This is a genomic window from uncultured Jatrophihabitans sp., from assembly GCF_964244045.1.
Lineage (GTDB): Bacteria > Actinomycetota > Actinomycetes > Mycobacteriales > Jatrophihabitantaceae > Jatrophihabitans.
On sequence record NZ_CAXTHK010000017.1, the window covers coordinates 55,502 to 72,640 of the forward strand.

Genomic DNA, 17,139 nt, shown 5'->3' on the forward strand with positions numbered 1-17,139 from the left:
GGGGGGAGGCTACCGAGTCCCTCAGCCCGCGAGCATCCGCAGCCCGCCGGGTGAGCCGACGACCTCGTGCCGCAGCACGAGCAGCCGGCCCCAGATGGCAGCGAAGATGACACCGACCACGAACATCGTCGGAATGAGGATGCCGGTGGCGGTGAAGAGGACCTGCATGGCCGAGCCGACCGCGATGCCCCAGGGCCGCCGCAGCAAGCCACCCACCGCGACCAACAGCACCGCCAGTGCGATGAGGATGACCGTGCGGGTGGTACCTAGCCCGGTCGTGAACGCGATGGCCCGGGGCACCAGCAGGACGACTACCGCCTCGAGGCACAGCACGGCAGCCAGTGCGCCACGAGTGGCGCGGTCCGCACGGCGGGCCCGCGCCTCGATCTGTTCGGGGGTGGGTTCGAAGGGCTCGGTGACGGGCTCGCTCATGTGCCACCGCCGAGCAGCATGCGGGCCTCCCCGACCGCGAACACCGAGCCGGTGACCAGCACACCGGCGCCCGAGACGATCTCGTCAGGGGTGTCCTCGGCGAGCCGGACGGCCGTCTCGATGGCGTCGTCCAGGCGAGGTTCGACGGTGACGCGGTCGGCACCGAATACCGGCACGGCGATGGCGGCCAGCGAGTCGGCGTCCAGGCTGCGGGTCGACGACGCCTCAGTCACCACGATCTCGTCGAGGGCCGGTTCGAGCAGCTCCACGATCGACGTCGCGTCCTTGTCCGCCATCACCGCGAGCACCCCGACCAGCCGCCGGAACTGGAAGGACTCCCCCACCGCGGCAAGGGTGGCGGTCATGCCGGCCGGGTTGTGTGCGGCGTCGAGCAGGATCGTCGGGGCTGAGCGGATCGGCTCGAGCCGGCCGGGTGAGCGAACCGCGGCGAACGCCTCGCGGACGATGTCGATGTCGAGCGAGCCGGTTTGCCCGCCGGCGCCGAAGAACGCCTCGACAGCGGCCAGCGCGACGGCTGCGTTCTGCGCCTGATGCGCGCCGAACAGCGGCAGGAACACCTCGTCGTACTGACCGCCCAGGCCCTGCAGGCTGAGCACCTGCCCGCCGACGGCGATCTCGCGGTTGAGCACGCCGAACTCCATGCCCTCGCGGGCGATGGTGGCGTCGACCTCGACGGCTCGTTGCACGAGCACCGGGGCGGCCTCGTTGGGTTGGGCGGCCAGGATGGCGATCGAGTCGGGCTTGATGATCCCGGCCTTCTCGGCGGCGATCTGCTCGATGGTGTTGCCGAGGTACTGCGTGTGGTCGATCCCGATGGGCGTGACCACGGCGATCTCGGCGTCGATTACATTCGTGTTGTCCCACGAGCCACCCATGCCGACCTCGACCACGGCGACGTCGACAGGCGCGTCGGCGAAGATCGCATAAGCCAGCGCCGTGACGATCTCGAAGAACGACAGCGGGGTGTCGAAGCGGGCGTCGAGCATCTTGACATAGGGCTCGATCTCGCGGTATCCCTCGACGAAGGTCTGGTCGCTGATCGGCTCGCCATCGATGACGATGCGTTCGGTGACCCGCTCGAGGTGCGGGCTGGTGTAGCGCCCGCTGCGGATACCGAAGGCGCGAAGCAGCTCGTCGATCATCCGGGCCGTGGTGGTCTTGCCGTTGGTGCCGGTGAGGTGGATGGACCGGTAGGCCCTTTGCGGATCCCCCAGCAGATCGACAAGGGCCTGCATGCGATCGTTCGTCGGGTTGATGTGCCCCTCGCCGCGGCGGTTGAAGATGGCCGCCTCGACCTCGCGCAGCGCCTGCGCGTACTTCTGCTTCTCGGTCACCGCCACGCTGTCATCACCACAAGGGGCCAGTCTACGGACGTCGAGACGCCCGGTCGTCGATCCGTTGCAGGGCGCCGTCCGGCATCGCCTTGACCGGCACCGCGACGACCAAGCGTGCTGCCCGCATCCGGAACAGCACAATCCCGTCGACCACTCGCACGTGCTCGATATCGGCCCACGGATGCCGCGCCGAACCAGTGGACGCAATGACGCAGAGCGCCTCGTCGTCGGCGTGCGCCTCGACCGTCGCTCCGGGACGATACCCGCGCGCAGCGAGGGTCTTGGCCAACTGCCCGCGCTTGTAAGCGATGACCAGCACCATCAACACCGCGAAGAACACGACGGCGAATACCGCGCCGCCGCCGCTGCCGTAGCTGCCACCCAACAGCGCGACTCCTGCGAGCACCACGACCACGGTGAGCACGAACCGCAGCTGCACCAGCTGGTAGCGGATCACCGCATCGGCAATCCGGCGCGGATCGCGACGCCGCACCACGTAAGCCGGCACCGTCAAGCCGTGGGCAGTGCAGCCAGCGCTGCGTCGATGCGCACCAGCTCGGCCTCGGCAGCGGCGAGCCGGTCGCGCACCTTTGCGACCACGGCGTCCGGGGCCTTGCCGGTGAACGCCGCGTTGCCGAGCTTGCCGGCGTTGACCGCACGCTCCTTCTCGGCGGCGGCCCGGTCCTTGGTCAACCGGGACCGCTCGGCCGCAACGTCGATCGTGCCCGACAGGTCGAAGTCGACGGCCACCCCGCGCCCGGTGGTCAGCGACGCGGTCGCCGCGAACCCGTCGCCCGGCTCGGCCAGACGCAGCAGCGCGCGGATGGCGGGCTCGGTCGACGGCGAGGCCCCGGACACCGTCGCCGGCACCCGCTGCGACGGCTTGACGCCCTGGTCCGAGCGGAAGCGGCGGACCTCGGTGACGACGGCTTGGATCGTCGCGACATCGGCGGTCGCGGCCGGATCGGAGCGCCCAAGGTCGGCGACCGGCCAGTCCGCCACCACCACCGACTCCCCGCCGGTGAGCGCGGTCCACAGCTCCTCGGTCACGAACGGCACCATCGGGTGCAGCAACCGCAGCAGCGCGTCGAGCACCTCGCCGAGCACGCGGCGGGTGGTGTCTCCCGACTCGTCACCCAGCGACAGTTTGGCCAGTTCGATGTACCAGTCGCAGACCTCGTCCCACGCGAAGTGGTAGAGCACGTCGGCGATCTTGGCGAACTCGTAGCGCTCGTAGAGTTCGTCGACCTCGGTGATCACCTCGGCCAGCCGAGACAGGATCCAGGCGTCCGGTCCCTCGACCGATGCCGGCACCGGCCCGGCCACCGTCGCCCCGCTGATCAGCGCGAATCGCGTCGCGTTCCAGAGCTTCGTGCAGAAGTTGCGGGCGCCGACCACCCATTCGGTGTTGACGGCCTGGTCCGCGCCCGGGTTCGCGCCCTGCAGCAGCGACAGTCGGGTCGCATCAGCGCCGTAGGTGTCCATCCAGAGCAGCGGGTCGATGACGTTGCCACGCGACTTCGACATCTTCTTGCCCGTCGGGTCACGCACCAGCCCGTGCAACAGCACCGTCTGAAATGGCACCGCACCGTCCATGGCGTACAGGCCGAACAACATCATCCGCACGACCCAGAAGAAGAGGATGTCGTAGCCGGTGACCAGCACGGTGGTCGGGTAATAGGCGCGCAGGTCCTCGGTGTCGTCGGGCCAGCCGAGCGTCGAGAACGGCCACAGCGCCGAGGAGAACCAGGTGTCCAGGACGTCCTCGTCCTGGGTCCAGCCGGCGGGTGGCTGCTCGTCCGGGCCCAGGCACACGTCGTCGCCGTCGGGCGAGTACCAGACCGGGATGCGGTGGCCCCACCACAGCTGACGGCTGATGTTCCAGTCACGTAGGCCGTCAACCCACTGGAAGTACCGCCCGGCCATCGACGCCGGTTCGATGACGACGCGCCCGTCGCGCACCGCGTCGCCGGCGGCTTTGGCCAGCGTCTCGACGCGCACCCACCACTGCAGCGACAACCGCGGCTCGACGATCGTCTCGCAGCGCGAGCAGTGCCCCACCGAGTGCACGTAGGGTCGCTTCTCGGCCACGATCCGGCCGTCCTCGCGCAGCGCCGCGACGATCGCGGTGCGCGCCTCGAGGCGGTTGAGCCCCTGGAACGGACCGGGCGCGGTGATGACCGCCCGCTCGTCCAGGATCGTCGGCATCGGCAGGTCGTGGCGCCGGCCGATCTCGAAGTCGTTAGGATCGTGCGCCGGTGTCACCTTGACGGCGCCGGTGCCGAAGGACGGGTCGACGTGGTCGTCGGCGATGATCGGGATTCGTCGCCCGGTGAGCGGCAGCGGCACCTCGGTACCGATCAGGTGGCGGTATCGATCGTCGTCCGGGTGCACGGCCACCGCGGTGTCGCCGAGCATGGTCTCGGCGCGCGTAGTGGCCACCACGATCGCTGCATCGCCGTCGCCGTAACGGATCGAGACCAGCTCACCGGGTTCGTCGGCGTGGTCGACCTCGATGTCCGACAACGCGGTGAGGTCGCGCGGGCACCAGTTGATGATCCGTTCCGCGCGATAGATGAGGTCGTCGTCGTAGAGCCGTTTGAAGATCGTCTGGACCGCGCGCGACAGTCCGTCGTCCATGGTGAATCGCTCGCGCGACCAGTCGACACCGTCGCCCAGCCGGCGCATCTGACCGAGGATTTGGCCGCCGTAGCGTGCCTTCCACTCCCAGGCCTTCTCGACGAACTGCTCTCGCGAATAGTCGAAGCGGCCCTTCCCCTCGGTCTCGGACAGGTAGCGCTCAACGAGATTGTTCACCGCGATGCTGGCGTGGTCCATGCCCGGCAGCCAGAGCGTGTCGAACCCACGCATGCGCGCGCGCCGCGTCAGAGCGTCCATCATCGACTGCTCGAGCGCGTGCCCCAGGTGCAGACTGCCGGTGACGTTCGGCGGCGGGATGACAAGCGAGAAGCGCGGCTTGTCGCTCGACGGATCGGCGGTGAAGTAACCGCGCTCGACCCAGCGCTCGTAGAGCGGGCCCTCGACGTCGGCCGGGACGAAGTGCGTCGGCAACTGAGGTGCGTCGGGTCGAGGGGTGTCGGTCACCGGGCAATCCTACGAAGGCCGGCCCGCCCTAATGCCCTGGCGGTCCGCGCGATGATCGGGACGTGCCTCTCACCGTCACCACCGACCACGACGCTATCCGTGCCCTAGTCGATCCCCTGCTCGCCGCCGATCCAATACGCCACACCGTGCTCGGCACGATCGGCATCACCCTGCGCGACACCGCCTGGGCCGCCACCGACGGCACGTGCCTCGCCGTTCGCTCCGAGGCCCAGTTCCCACTGCTGCTGGTCGGCGACTGGCCGGCCGACGGCCGTACCGAGCTGCGCGCGCTGCTCACCGAGCTGCCGGGCGTCGCGGGGCTGTCGGGCCCCGAGGCGCAGGTGACGGCGCTGCTTGACGTCGTGGGTCCGCGGCCGCGCATCGAGCGGCAGCGTCTGTTCCGGCTCACCACGCTGGTCGAGCCGGCCGTCGCCGGCCGGGCGATCGTCGCGCAGGACGAGCACCGGTCGTTCGGACGCGCCTGCGTGGCGGCCTTCGCCGCCGAGGCGCACGACACCATGACCGACACCGACCCGACGGCCGACCGGGCCCTGGACGCCGGCCAGCTGTACCTGTGGCTCGACCCGTCGGGCACACCCGTGTCGATGGCTGCCCGGCGCCCCGTGCTGGCCGGCAGCGCGCGGGTCGGGCCGGTGTACACACCGCCCGAGCACCGCGGGCACGGCTACGGGTCGGGGGTCACGGCCGCCGCGACGCGCTCGATCCTCGCTGACGGGGGCATCCCCGTATTGTTCACCGACCTGGCGAATCCGACGTCGAACAAGATCTATCAGGCCTTGGGCTACTACCCGGTCGAGGACCGCATCGTCGCCTCGCGATCGAGCCAGGCGGCGTAGGCGTCGAAGCTGAACGGCCGACCCAGGAACGCGGCGACGAGGTCGGCAGCATCGCGGGAGCCGCCCGGCACCAAGATCTTGTCGCGGTAGCGGTGCGCTACTTCGGGCTGCAGCAGGTCAGCGGCGTCGAACTGGGCGAACAGATCTTTGGCGATGACGAGCGACCACATGTAGGTGTAGTAGCCCGAGGAGTACCCAGCGAGGTGGCCGAACGCGGCGTGGAAGTGCGTGTCGTCGATGTAGGCCAACATGTCGTACTTCGCCTGCAGCTCGCGCAGCCGCGCGGTGAGATCGGCCGGCCGGTCGCGGTGGAACTCGTACGAGACGGCCGTGTAGAACAGCTGAGTCCGCACGAACAGGCCCTTGCCGAATTCCTTCGCGGCCCGCATGCGCTCAACCAGCTCGCGCGGTATCGGGTTGCCGTCGGCGTCCGTGGCAAAGGTGCGCAGGATGTCCGCGTCCCACGCCCATTCCTCGAGCATCTGCGACGGCGCCTCGACGAAGTCCCACTCGGTGGCCACGCCCGAGAAGCGCGCCCAGTGCTGGTCGCCGCCGAGCACGTGGTGCACCAGGTGCCCGAATTCGTGGAACAGCGTGACGACGTCGCTGTGCTCCATCAGCGTGCGGGAGAAGTTGCAGACCAGCACGCCCTCGGGCAGCTGCCGGTCGGTCACCCCGGCGACCAGGTCGAACTGTGCCGCATGCTTGAACTTGTTCTCGCGCGGGTGCAGGTCCAGGTAGATGCGCCCCTTGCGCACACCGTCGACCAGGACGTCGTACGCCGCGACGTCCTCGTGCCACACCGACGCGTCGGGGATGCGGACGTACTCGACGTCGAACAGCGCGCCGGTGACCTCGAGCAGACCCTGACGCACGCGGTCGAACTGGAAGTACTGCCGCGTGAGCTGGGCGTCGACGTCGAAGTGCTCGCGACGGACCAGCTCGCTGTAGTAGCCGGCGCACGTGGCGTCCATGCCCGTGGCGTCGGGCTCGTCCTGGCGGCGCCGCTCGAGCAGCGTGTCGACGTCGCGGCGGCCGGCGTCGGCCGCGGCATCCGCAACCTTCGCGATGAAGTCGGCGATGTGCTGCGACGAGGCGACCATCTTGACCTCGGCGTCGTAGCTGGGCCAGTCGGGATAGCCGAGCAGCGTGGCCTGCTCGTGCCGCAGGTCGAGCATCTCGTGCAGAATCTCGTCGTTCACCGGCCAGCCGAGGTTGAGAAAGGCGTTGGCCAGCTCGCGGCGGGCCGCCGCGTCGGCCGCGAAGGCCCGGAAGGGCAGGTAGTCCGGGTAGTCGGTGGTGACGGTGACCAGGCCGTCGTCGCCGGGTGGGTGCGCGTCGATCCAATCCTGCGGCACCCCGACGAGCCGGTCAGGCGTCAGCGAGATCGAGCGGACGTCGTCGCGGATGTTGCGGGCGAAGTCCTGATCGACGACGGTCAGCCGCTCGGCGATCTCGCGCAGCCGGGTGCGCTCGCCCTCGGACCGGTCGACGCCGGTGCGGCGAAAGTCGCGCAGCACCTTCTCCCGTAGCCGTACGGCCTGCTCGTCCAGGCCACTGGGGTCGGTCGAGTCCAGCACCTCGAACAACTCACGGTCCAGGTCGCGGTCGGTCGCGACCCGGCTGACGTCCTGGGCGCGGTCCTCGGCCAACGTGCGCACCTCGGCCTCGGGGTGCACCTCGTTGAGCAGGCTGCTGACCGAGCTCGCGCCACGCAACGCGATGTCGGCGTCGTTCCAGAGCTCGAGCACCTCGTCGGCACTGCGGGAAGAGCCGTCCTTCAGCCGGCCGAGCAGCTCCTGCGCGGTGGCCAGCAGATCGTCGACGCGACCGGCGAGCCAGTCGGGCCAGCCGTCCTGGGGCAGGGCAAGAGCGTCGAGCTGAGTCATACGATCGACCCTACGACCGGCGGTCGATGTGGCGTCCACCGGTGCTTCTCCGGCGAGTCTGCCGGTTGCCGGCCCAGCGTCGAGCGCTGTCCACAGGCCGCCGCGAACGGCGACGACTTCGGCCAGGCTCGACCCGTGCGCCCAGCCGTCGGCGGAGTAGTCGGTAGGTCAGGCGGACTTCTCGCGGCGCTCGCGCTTGGCCGGCTCGCGCGGGACGAGGGTCGGGTAGACGTGGTCGAGCACCGTCTCGCGGGTGATGACCACGCGCGCGACGTCCTCGCGGGAAGGCACCTCGTACATGACCGAGAGCAGGACTTCCTCCATGATCGCCCGCAGGCCACGCGCACCGGTGCCGCGCAGGACGGCCTGATCGGCGATGGCCTCGAGGGCGTCGGCAGAGAACTCGAGTTCGACGTTGTCGAGCTCGAAGAGCTTCGCGTACTGGCGCACGAGCGCGTTCTTCGGCTCCGTGAGGATCTCGACCAGGGCGCTCTGGTCCAGCGGGCGCACCGAGGTGATGACCGGCAGGCGGCCGATGAATTCGGGGATCAGCCCGAACTTGATGAGGTCCTCGGGCATCACGTCGCCGAAGACGTCCTTGGATTCCTTTTCGAACTTCGTGTGCAGCTCGGCTCCGAAGCCGAGACCCTTCTTGCCGACGCGGTTCTCGATCAGGGTGTCGAGCCCGGCGAAGGCGCCACCGACAATGAACAGCACGTTGGTGGTGTCGATCTGGATGAACTCCTGGTGCGGGTGTTTGCGTCCGCCCTGCGGCGGAACCGAGGCGGCTGTGCCCTCGAGGATCTTCAGCAGCGCCTGCTGCACGCCCTCGCCGGACACGTCACGGGTGATCGACGGGTTCTCGGCCTTGCGGGCAATCTTGTCGACCTCGTCGATGTAGATGATGCCGGTCTCGGCGCGCTTGACGTCGTAGTCGGCGGCCTGGATCAGCTTCAGCAGGATGTTCTCGACGTCCTCGCCGACATAGCCGGCTTCGGTGAGGGCAGTGGCGTCGGCGATGGCGAACGGCACGTTGAGCATGCGGGCCAGCGTCTGGGCCAGCAGCGTCTTGCCCGAGCCGGTGGGGCCGAGCAGCAGGATGTTGGACTTGGCGAGCTCGACCGCGGAGTCGGCGTTGCGCGGCTTGGCCTCGCCACCGGCCTGCACGCGCTTGTAGTGGTTGTAGACGGCCACTGCGAGCGTCTTCTTCGCTTGATCCTGCCCCACGACGTAACCGTTGAGGAACTCATAGATCTCGTGCGGTTTGGGCAGCTCGTCGAAACTGAACTCGCTGGTCTCGGCGAGTTCCTCCTCGATGATCTCGTTGCAGAGGTCGATGCACTCGTCGCAGATGTACACGCCAGGCCCGGCGATGAGCTTCTTGACCTGCTTCTGGCTCTTGCCGCAGAACGAGCATTTCAGCAGGTCGCCGGTCTCGCCGACACGTGGTGCCACTGGCGACCAGTCCCCTCTGGGTTCGTAGCGGCCGGCGCACGAGAACCGGCACATCGTTAGTCGAGCGACGCGAGGTCTCGCACGCTACCCGCAATTGCTTGGGAAGTCCGCTGCAAACCGCGGCTGGCGCGCGGGAAGTGTCAGACCTCGGGGACGAACTTGCGCGAGGTGATGACCTCGTCCACGATCCCGTATTCCTTGGCCTGCTGCGCGGTGAGGATGGTGTCGCGATCGATGTCCTTGCGGACCTTCTCGACGGTCTGGCCGGTGTGCTTGGCCAGGATCTCCTCGAGCAGGACCCGCATCCGCTGGATCTCGTTGGCCTGGATCTCGAGGTCCGAAACCTGCCCCTGACCCTCGCCGGAGGGCTGGTGGATCAGCACCCGGGCGTTGCCCAGCGCGAACCGCTTGCCCTTGGTGCCGGCGGCGAGCAACACCGCGGCGGCCGAGGCGGCCTGCCCCATGCAGATGGTCTGCACCTCGGGGCGTACGTACTGCAGCGTGTCGTAGATGGCGGTCAGCGCGGTGAAGGAGCCACCGGGGCTGTTGATGTAGATCTGGATGTCGCGGTCGGGGTCCGAGGACTCGAGCACGATCAGCTGGGCCATCACGTCGTTGGCGACGACGTCGTCGATCGGCGCGCCGAGGAAGATGATGCGCTCCTCGAACAGCTTGTTGTACGGGTTCGATTCCTTGAAGCCGTAGTTCGTCTTCTCGGTGAACGACGGCAGCACGTAGCGGTTGCTCGGCAGATGCAATCCGGCGGAAATGCCCGTGGGTTGGTACTCGCTCATGGTGGTCCCTCTCACTCCGACGGGTTCGGGCTGTTGTTGCCCGGCACCTGGGCGACGCGGCTGACGACGTGGTCGACGAACCCGTACTCGAGCGCCTGCTGGGCGGTGAACCAGCGGTCGCGGTCGGCGTCTTCCTGGATCTTCTCCACCGGCTGGCCGGTGTGTTCGGCGGTGAGCTCAGCCATCTCGCGCTTCGTGAGCCTGAACTGCTCCGCCTGGATGGCGATGTCGGCCGCGGTGCCGCCGATGCCGGCCGAGGGCTGGTGCATGAGGATGCGCGCGTGCGGCAGGGCGTAGCGCTTGCCGCGCGTGCCGGCCGACAGCAGGAACTGCCCCATCGACGCGGCCAGGCCCATGGCGTACGTGGCGACGTCACAGTCGACGAACTGCATGGTGTCGAAGATGGCCATGCCTGCAGTGACGGAGCCACCGGGCGAGTTGATGTAGAGCGCGATGTCCTGCTCGGGTGACTCGGCCGACAGCAGCAGCAGCTGGGCGCAGATCTGGTTGGCAATCGCATCGTCGACCTGCTGGCCGAGGAAGACGATGCGCTCACGCAGAAGCCGGTCGTAGACCGAGTCGTTGAGGGTCATGCCCGCGCCCGGCGAACGCAGCTCGGCGGGGTGCCTTTCGAGTCGACTCACAGTCGTCGAACCTTCCTTCGTTGTCGGTGTTCTTCATCGACCCTAACGAAGCGAGGGACGAGACGACTCCCGACAGGGGCCGCGTTCGCTCAGGGCGTGAAGGAGGGCGCTGTTCAGTCCTTTTCGAAGGAGTCGTCGGCGTACTCGTCGTCGACGTCCTCATCGAAGTCTGCGTCGACGTCGCCGAGGTCCTCGACGAGTTCGGGCCCGGGCTCGACGGACAGCGCCGCGAGGTCGACGGTGTTCCCGGAGGCGTCGGTGACGTTCGCCTGCTCGAGCACCGAGGCCAGTGCCTTGTTGCGCCGGATGTCGGCGACCAGCATCGGCAGGTTGCCACCCTGCACGATCTGGTTCGCGAATTCTTGCGGCGGCATCTGGTAGTTCTGGGCCTGCCGGACGATGTACTCGGTGAGCTCGGAGTCGCCGATCTGAACTTCCTGCGCGTCGGCGATCGCGTCCAGGATGAACTGCGCGCGCACCGACTGCTCGGCGCCCTCGCGGATCTCGGCGTCCCACTCCTCGCGCGTCTTGCCCTGTGCCTCGAGGTACTTCTCGAGCAGCGTGTCGTCGTGGTTGAGCGAGTGCACGATGTCGTGCTGGCGGAACTCGATCTCGGCGGTGACGGCTGATTCGGGCAGCGAGAACTCGATCTCGGCAATGAGCTTTTCGAGCAACTTGTCGCGCGCCTGCGCACCCTGCTCCAGGACGCGTACGCGCCCGAGCCGCTCGCGCAGGTCGTCGCGCAGCTCGGCAACGGTGTCGAACTCACTGGCCAGCTGGGCGAACTCGTCATCGAGCTCGGGCAGTTCCTTGACCTTCACCGACTTGACCGTGGCCGTGACCTCGCCCGTCTGGCCGGCGTGCTCGCCGTGCAGCAGGGAGGTAGTGAACGAGACGGACTCGCCTGCCGACTTGCCGATGATGGCGTCGTCGAGGCCGTCGACGAGGTCGCCGGAACCGACGACGTAGGACAGGCCCTTGGTCGAGCCCTCCGCGATCTCCGCACCGTCGACGGCGGTCGACAGGTCGAGCGACACGTAGTCGCCCGTCTCGGTCGGGCGCTCGACGCCGGTCAGCGTGCCGAAGCGCTCGCGCAACTCGTCGAGCTGCTCGTCGACCTGGCTGTCGGTGACCTCGGCGTCATCGACCGCGACGGTCACGCCGTCGAGGTCGGGCAGCGTGATCTCGGGGCGAACGTCGACCTCGGCGGTGAAGTGGAACGTGCCGCCGTCGACCAGATCCTCGGCCCCGGCTATGTCGGTGATCTCGGGCTGGCCCAGCACGTTGAGCTCGTGCTCACGGGCGGCCTCGCCGTAGATGCCCGGCAGCGCCTCGTTGACGGCCTCCTGGAGCACCGCGCCGCGGCCGACCCGCTGATCGATGATCCGGTTCGGCACCTTGCCCGGACGGAAACCCGGGACGCGGATCTGCTGGGACAACGCCTTGTACGCCTTGTCGAGGCTGGGCTTGAGGTCGTCGAAGGGCACCTCGACGGCGAGCCGGACGCGGGTCGGGCTCAGGTTCTCGACGGTGCTCTTCACGTGCGGTACTCCTCAACGATGGGATGTGGTCGATAGGCGCGCAGGTCAACGGACCGGGCGCAGCTGCTCAGCCGAGTCTATGCAGCCCAGCGCAGTCCTGAACTCGCGGCCGGACTGCGCCCTCGGCGTGCTACTCGGCAGTGACGGTGAACAGCCGGTGCAGGAAGGCGGCCATGGCCTGCCGGGACACCGCGTCGGCCGGGTGGAACCCGCCGTCGCCGTAGCCGGCGGCGACGCGTGCGCTGACCAGGTACTGGATGTCGCTGCAGAACGGGTTGCCGACCGCGACGTCGGTGAACGGCGCCGACGTGCACGCCGGGGCAGCATTCGCCGGACCGGCGATCTTGTCCAGGAACGCCGCCATCGCCTGGCGGGACACGGTAGCGGCAGGATGGAACCCGCCGTCGCGGTAACCGGCAAGGGTGCCTGCGTCCTTCAGAGCGGCGATGTCGGCGCAGAACGCCGACGCGATCGGCACGTCGGCGAAGGGCTTGCTGACACAGGCCGGAGCGGTCGCATCGGGGTTGGCGTAGCGGTACAGGAAGGCCGCCATCGCCTGCCGGGAGACGTTCGCCGCGGGATGGAAGGTGCCGTCGGCGTACCCGGTGGTGATGCCCCGCTCGACCAGCCAGCTGATGTCCGCCGCGAAAGGGTTGCTGGCGAGCACGTCGCGGAACGGTCCGCGTGCCGCGTAGGTGAGCGAGTCGAGCTGGGCGCGGGTGCCGCTGAAGACGTCTTGGTCGCCGGGCAAGGAGCCCGAATCGGCGTACTGCCAGAACGTCCAGCTCGACCAGCTTGCCGGTAGTGCCGTCGGCGGCCCGGCGCTCCAATAGGCGATGTCGAGCAGCTGGTCGCCGAACGTCGCGTTGTTCGCCGTGCAGGCGCTCCACCAGTTGCCGCTGGTGTAGATCAGGGTCGGCATGCCGGTCCGTGCCCGCACCTCGTCGACGAAGGCCCGCATCCAGCTGACCATCTGCGCCGACGTCAGGTTCCAGCACCGGTCCGTGATGCCGGTGCCCGAGTACGGCGACTCCATGTCGAGCATGAACGGCAGGGTGCGACCGGCGGTCAACGGCTGCGATTGGGCGATCAGGTAGTCGGCCTGTTCCGTGGGGTCATCGGCGTCCGGGCGGCCGAACGCGTAGGAGCCGACGTCCAGGCCGGCCGCGAGCGCTCCGGTGTACTGCGCGTCGTAGTAGGGGTTCGTGTAGGTGGTCCCCTCGGTAGCCTTCACGAGCGCGAAGGACGTGCCCGCCGCTGCCACGGCGGTCCAGTCGACAGTGCGCTGATAGCTGGCCACGTCGATGCCGGTGACCGGGTACCCGGTCGGTGCGGGTGTGGGGGCGGCCGCCGCGCGCTGCGGCGTGCGGCCGGTGGACGTCGGGCCGGCATGTGGAGTGCCACCGCCGGCCGGAATGCGCAACCCGGCCGAGGCAGACGACGGGTCAGCCGCTGCCGATGCGCCCCCGGCGAGCACGAGGGCGAGGATCAGGCCGGAAGACGCAGCGATACGCACGCGGGGACGGTAGCTGGCGCACCTGAGGCGCCCATGAACATTGTGTCGGGGTGGCGGGATTCGAACCCACGGCCCCTCGCTCCCAAAGCGAGTGCGCTACCAAGCTGCGCCACACCCCGGACGCTGACAGCTGCCCACTCTACGGTGCGACTCGACCGGCAGACTGGAGCGGTGACGACGTCTCATGCCTGAGGGCCACACGCTGCACCGCCTGGCCCGCGACCAGCAGGAAATGTTCGGCGGTTCTGTTGTGCACGCCAGCAGCCCGCAGGGCCGGTTCACAGTCGGGGCGAGCGTGCTCGACGGGCGCGTACTGGAGCGCGCCGAGGCCTACGGCAAACACCTGTTCCACCACTACTCCGCAGATGACTTTGAGCAGGCCCCGATCCTGCATGTCCACCTCGGCCTGTACGGCAAGTTCAGCACCGGCGCCCTGACGCCGGAGCGTCCGGAGCCGCCGGAACCACGCGGTGCGCTGCGACTGCGGCTGGTCAACGACACCGCCTGGACGGACCTGCGCGGGGCGACGGCGTGCGAGCTGTACACACCTGAGGACGTCGACCTGTTGCTGGCCCGACTGGGCCCCGACCCGCTGCAGCCCCGCGCGAAGGGTGAGCGCGCCTATGCCCGTATCGCGCGCAGCCGCTCCCCCATCGCCACGCTGCTCATGGACCAGTCGGTGCTGGCCGGCGTAGGCAACGTCTATCGCGCGGAGTTGCTCTACCGGCACCTGCTCGACCCGTTCCGGCCGGGCCGCGACGTACCGGCCGAGGTCTGGCAGGCCATGTGGGGCGACCTCGTCACCCTCATGCGGGCCGGTGTGAAGGCCGGCCGGATCGTGACAACGCGTGCCGAGGACCGACCGCGTGGCCGGGTGACACGGGCGACGTCGCACTACGTCTACCAGCGCACCGGCCTGCCGTGCCGGGTCTGCGGCGCCGCGATCCGCACCGAGGTGCTCGCCGCCCGCAATTTGTTCTGGTGCCCCACCTGCCAGCGGACGTGATAACCGTCACTGTGAGGGGAAGGACGGTCCGGGAAGTCGCCATGACCAGTGGCGGCCGTCGATCGTGCAGTGTCGCACGGAGTTAGGCGGTAGCTCGTGGCGATGCGCATGCCGACCGAGAACACCAGAGCGACGGGGCTGCTCGGCGCCGTCCTGGCCGAGTACCTGGGCACTACGGTGCTGCTGCTGTTTGGCGACGGCGTGGTGGCGCAGGTCAGCTCGGTGTCCGACGGCAGCCTCGGTGGGCACGACGCGATCGCGTGGTCGTGGGGTATCGCCGTCACCTTGGGCATCTACGTCGCTGGGCGTCGCAGCGGAGCGCATCTGAACCCCGCCGTCACCGTGTCGTTGGCCGTGTTCGAAGGGTTCGCCTGGCGCAGGGTGGCGCCCTACATCGGCGCCCAGGTGCTGGGCGCATTCACCGGTGCGCTGCTGGTGCGCTGGAACTACAGCGAGGCCCTGGCCCACATCGACCCGGGCAACACCGCCAAGACGCAGACCGTGTTCGCCACCCTGCCCGGCAACGGCAGCCTCCCGGTCAGCGAATGGGGCGCTCTGCGCGACCAGATCATCGGTACGGCGGTGCTGCTGCTCGTCATCCGCGCCCTGGGCGACGTCCGCAATTCCCCGCCGCTGGCCAACCTGGCGCCGCTGATCATCGGCCTGCTCGTGGTGGTCATCGGCATGGCCATCGGCGCCGACGCCGGATACGCGATCAACCCGGCGCGTGACTTCGGGCCGCGCGTCGCATCCTTCATTACCGGGTACGGCACGGCGTTCCGCGACCAGTACGGCGGGCTGTACTGGTGGGTGCCGATAGTCGGGCCGCTCATCGGCGGCCTCGTCGGGTCCGCGATCTACCAGGTGTTCATCCGCAACTACCTGCCCGAGGATGACGGAGTCGACTCCGCCGACGAACCCGAGTCCACCGAAACCGGCACCGTGCCCGAAGAATCGACCATCTCATGAGGAGCAACAACAATGGCTGACTACGTCGGAGCCGTCGACCAGGGCACGACCAGCACCCGCTTCATGATCTTCGACCACGACGGCACCGAGGTGTCGCGCAGCCAGCTCGAACACGAGCAGATCCTGCCGCGCTCGGGGTGGGTCGAGCACAACCCCGTGGAGATCTGGGAGCGCACGGCCTCGGCGATGGGCAGCGCACTGAACAGCGCGAACCTCGAGCCGAGCGATCTCGCCGCCATCGGCATCACTAACCAGCGCGAGACGACGGTGGTGTGGAACAAGAACACCGGCCGGCCGTACTACAACGCGATCGTCTGGCAGGACACCCGCACCGCGTCGATCATCGCCGCGCTCGAGAAGGCCGGCCACGCCGACACGATCAAGCACAAGGCGGGCTTGCAACCGGCGCCGTATTTCGCAGGCAGCAAGATCAAATGGATCCTCGACAACGTCGACGGTGCGCGGGAGGCAGCCGAGAACGGCGACGCGATCTTTGGCACCACCGACTCGTGGGTCGTCTGGAACCTGACCGGCGGCCGCAACGGCGGGCGGCACGTCACCGATGTCACCAACGCCAGCCGCACCATGCTCATGGACCTTGAGACGCTGCAGTGGGACGACGAGCTGATCAGCTTCCTGGACATCCCCAAGCAGATGCTGCCCGAGATCGTCAGCTCCTCGGACACGGAGGCCTTCGGCACCATCGCCCGCCCCACCGAGCTCGAGGGCGTGCGCATCACGGCCGCGCTGGGCGACCAGCACGCGGCCATGGTCGGGCAGGTCTGCTTCGAGCCCGGGGAAGGCAAGAACACCTACGGCACCGGCAATTTCCTGTTGCTCAACACCGGCACCGAGATCGTGCGCTCCGAGCACGGCCTGCTTACCACCGTCTGCTACCGCTTCGGCGACCAGGATCCGGTCTACGCGTTGGAGGGGTCGATCGCGGTCACCGGCTCGGCGGTGCAGTGGCTGCGCGACCAGCTCGGCATCATCAGCGGCGCGTCCGAGATCGAGGGCCTGGCCAAGCAGGTCGACGACAACGGCGGCGTCTACTTCGTCCCTGCCTTCTCCGGGTTGTTCGCTCCGTACTGGCGCAGCGACGCCCGGGGCGCGATCGTCGGGCTGTCGCGGTTCAACACCAACGCTCACCTGGCGCGGGCCACGCTCGAGTCGATCTGCTACCAGAGCCGCGACGTCTCCGACGCCATGGATGCCGACTCGGGCGTCTCGCTCGAAGTGCTCAAGGTCGACGGCGGCGTGACGGCCAACGACCTGTGCATGCAGCTGCAGGCCGACATTCTCAATGTGCCGGTGTCGCGGCCGGTCGTGGCCGAGACCACCGCTCTGGGTGCGGCCTACGCCGCAGGTCTCGCGGTCGGGTTCTGGGAGTCCACCGACGAGGTTCGTGAGCACTGGCACGAGGACAAGCGTTGGGACCCGACGTGGAGCGATGAGCAGCGTGAGATCGGCTATCGCGGGTGGAAGAAGGCGGTCGAACGTACGTTGGACTGGGTAGACGACGAGTGACCCGCGCGCGGGTCGCCGCTCGTCCGATGAAGGAGATGTGCTGTGCAGC

The 17,139-nt window shown here is 68.6% G+C and carries 13 protein-coding genes, 1 tRNA gene and 1 pseudogene; 4 read left to right on the forward strand and 11 right to left on the reverse strand.

Annotated elements, in window-relative coordinates:
- Positions 1-21: 21 nt before the first annotated feature.
- The 4 genes and pseudogenes from ACFFC4_RS13650 to ACFFC4_RS13665 form a co-directional block, all read right to left on the reverse strand.
- Positions 22-432 (reverse strand): DUF4233 domain-containing protein, encoded by a 411-nt coding sequence (locus ACFFC4_RS13650; RefSeq protein ID WP_375501732.1) that lies wholly within the window; start codon positions 430-432, stop codon positions 22-24.
- Positions 429-1,811, reverse strand: a pseudogene (locus ACFFC4_RS13655) (bifunctional folylpolyglutamate synthase/dihydrofolate synthase); the annotation flags it as partial. The pseudogene ACFFC4_RS13655 and the gene ACFFC4_RS13650, both read right to left, overlap by 4 nt.
- 7 nt (positions 1,812-1,818) lie before the next feature.
- Positions 1,819-2,295, reverse strand: coding sequence for a hypothetical protein (locus ACFFC4_RS13660; RefSeq protein ID WP_375501734.1), 477 nt, complete (start codon positions 2,293-2,295; stop codon positions 1,819-1,821).
- 2 nt (positions 2,296-2,297) lie between these two features.
- Complete coding sequence (locus tag ACFFC4_RS13665) at positions 2,298-4,892, reverse strand: valine--tRNA ligase (protein ID WP_375501736.1); 2,595 nt, start codon at positions 4,890-4,892, stop codon at positions 2,298-2,300.
- 62 nt (positions 4,893-4,954) lie between these two features.
- Here ACFFC4_RS13665 and ACFFC4_RS13670 point away from each other — a divergent pair, with 62 nt between their 5' ends.
- Positions 4,955-5,749, forward strand: a complete 795-nt coding sequence (locus ACFFC4_RS13670; RefSeq protein ID WP_375501738.1) for a GNAT family N-acetyltransferase — start codon at positions 4,955-4,957, stop codon at positions 5,747-5,749.
- Here the strand turns inward: ACFFC4_RS13670 and ACFFC4_RS13675 are convergent.
- From ACFFC4_RS13675 to ACFFC4_RS13705, 7 genes are all read right to left on the reverse strand, one after another.
- Entirely contained in the window at positions 5,698-7,638 is a 1,941-nt protein-coding gene (locus ACFFC4_RS13675; protein WP_375501740.1) for a M3 family metallopeptidase, read from the reverse strand. The genes ACFFC4_RS13670 and ACFFC4_RS13675 overlap by 52 nt on opposite strands.
- A gap of 168 nt (positions 7,639-7,806) precedes the next feature.
- A complete protein-coding gene (clpX, locus tag ACFFC4_RS13680) occupies positions 7,807-9,093 on the reverse strand; it encodes an ATP-dependent Clp protease ATP-binding subunit ClpX (RefSeq protein WP_375501742.1) in 1,287 nt (428 codons plus the stop codon).
- Positions 9,094-9,233: 140 nt separating this feature from the next.
- On the reverse strand, positions 9,234-9,887 hold the full coding sequence (locus ACFFC4_RS13685) for an ATP-dependent Clp protease proteolytic subunit (RefSeq protein WP_375501744.1): 654 nt from the start codon (positions 9,885-9,887) through the stop codon (positions 9,234-9,236).
- 11 nt (positions 9,888-9,898) lie between these two features.
- Positions 9,899-10,501, reverse strand: coding sequence for an ATP-dependent Clp protease proteolytic subunit (locus tag ACFFC4_RS13690; RefSeq protein ID WP_375501802.1), 603 nt, complete (start codon positions 10,499-10,501; stop codon positions 9,899-9,901).
- A gap of 143 nt (positions 10,502-10,644) precedes the next feature.
- Positions 10,645-12,072: a trigger factor gene (gene tig, locus ACFFC4_RS13695; RefSeq protein ID WP_375501746.1), complete on the reverse strand. Its 1,428-nt coding sequence runs from the start codon at positions 12,070-12,072 to the stop codon at positions 10,645-10,647.
- 130 nt (positions 12,073-12,202) lie between these two features.
- Complete coding sequence (locus ACFFC4_RS13700; RefSeq protein WP_375501748.1) at positions 12,203-13,588, reverse strand: GH25 family lysozyme; 1,386 nt, start codon at positions 13,586-13,588, stop codon at positions 12,203-12,205.
- Between the two features lie 45 nt (positions 13,589-13,633).
- A tRNA-Pro gene (locus ACFFC4_RS13705) sits at positions 13,634-13,707 on the reverse strand.
- Between the two features lie 65 nt (positions 13,708-13,772).
- Between ACFFC4_RS13705 and ACFFC4_RS13710 the strand changes: the two genes are divergently transcribed.
- From ACFFC4_RS13710 to glpK, 3 genes are all read left to right on the forward strand, one after another.
- Complete coding sequence (locus ACFFC4_RS13710; RefSeq protein ID WP_375501750.1) at positions 13,773-14,594, forward strand: Fpg/Nei family DNA glycosylase; 822 nt, start codon at positions 13,773-13,775, stop codon at positions 14,592-14,594.
- 108 nt (positions 14,595-14,702) lie between these two features.
- A complete protein-coding gene (locus ACFFC4_RS13715) occupies positions 14,703-15,563 on the forward strand; it encodes an MIP/aquaporin family protein (RefSeq protein ID WP_375501804.1) in 861 nt (286 codons plus the stop codon).
- Between the two features lie 12 nt (positions 15,564-15,575).
- Positions 15,576-17,090, forward strand: a complete 1,515-nt coding sequence (gene glpK, locus ACFFC4_RS13720) for a glycerol kinase GlpK (RefSeq protein ID WP_375501752.1) — start codon at positions 15,576-15,578, stop codon at positions 17,088-17,090.
- The last annotated feature ends 49 nt before the right edge of the window (positions 17,091-17,139 follow it).

Coding starts and splice junctions, on each gene's coding strand:
- ACFFC4_RS13675 (WP_375501740.1), bottom strand. CDS start 7,638: ATGACTCAGCTCGACGCTCTTGCCCTGCCCCAGGACGGCTGGCCCGAC.
- ACFFC4_RS13650 (WP_375501732.1), bottom strand. CDS start 432: ATGAGCGAGCCCGTCACCGAGCCCTTCGAACCCACCCCCGAACAGATC.
- ACFFC4_RS13715 (WP_375501804.1), top strand. CDS start 14,703: ATGCCGACCGAGAACACCAGAGCGACGGGGCTGCTCGGCGCCGTCCTG.
- ACFFC4_RS13685 (WP_375501744.1), bottom strand. CDS start 9,887: ATGAGCGAGTACCAACCCACGGGCATTTCCGCCGGATTGCATCTGCCG.
- glpK (WP_375501752.1), top strand. CDS start 15,576: ATGGCTGACTACGTCGGAGCCGTCGACCAGGGCACGACCAGCACCCGC.
- ACFFC4_RS13710 (WP_375501750.1), top strand. CDS start 13,773: ATGCCTGAGGGCCACACGCTGCACCGCCTGGCCCGCGACCAGCAGGAA.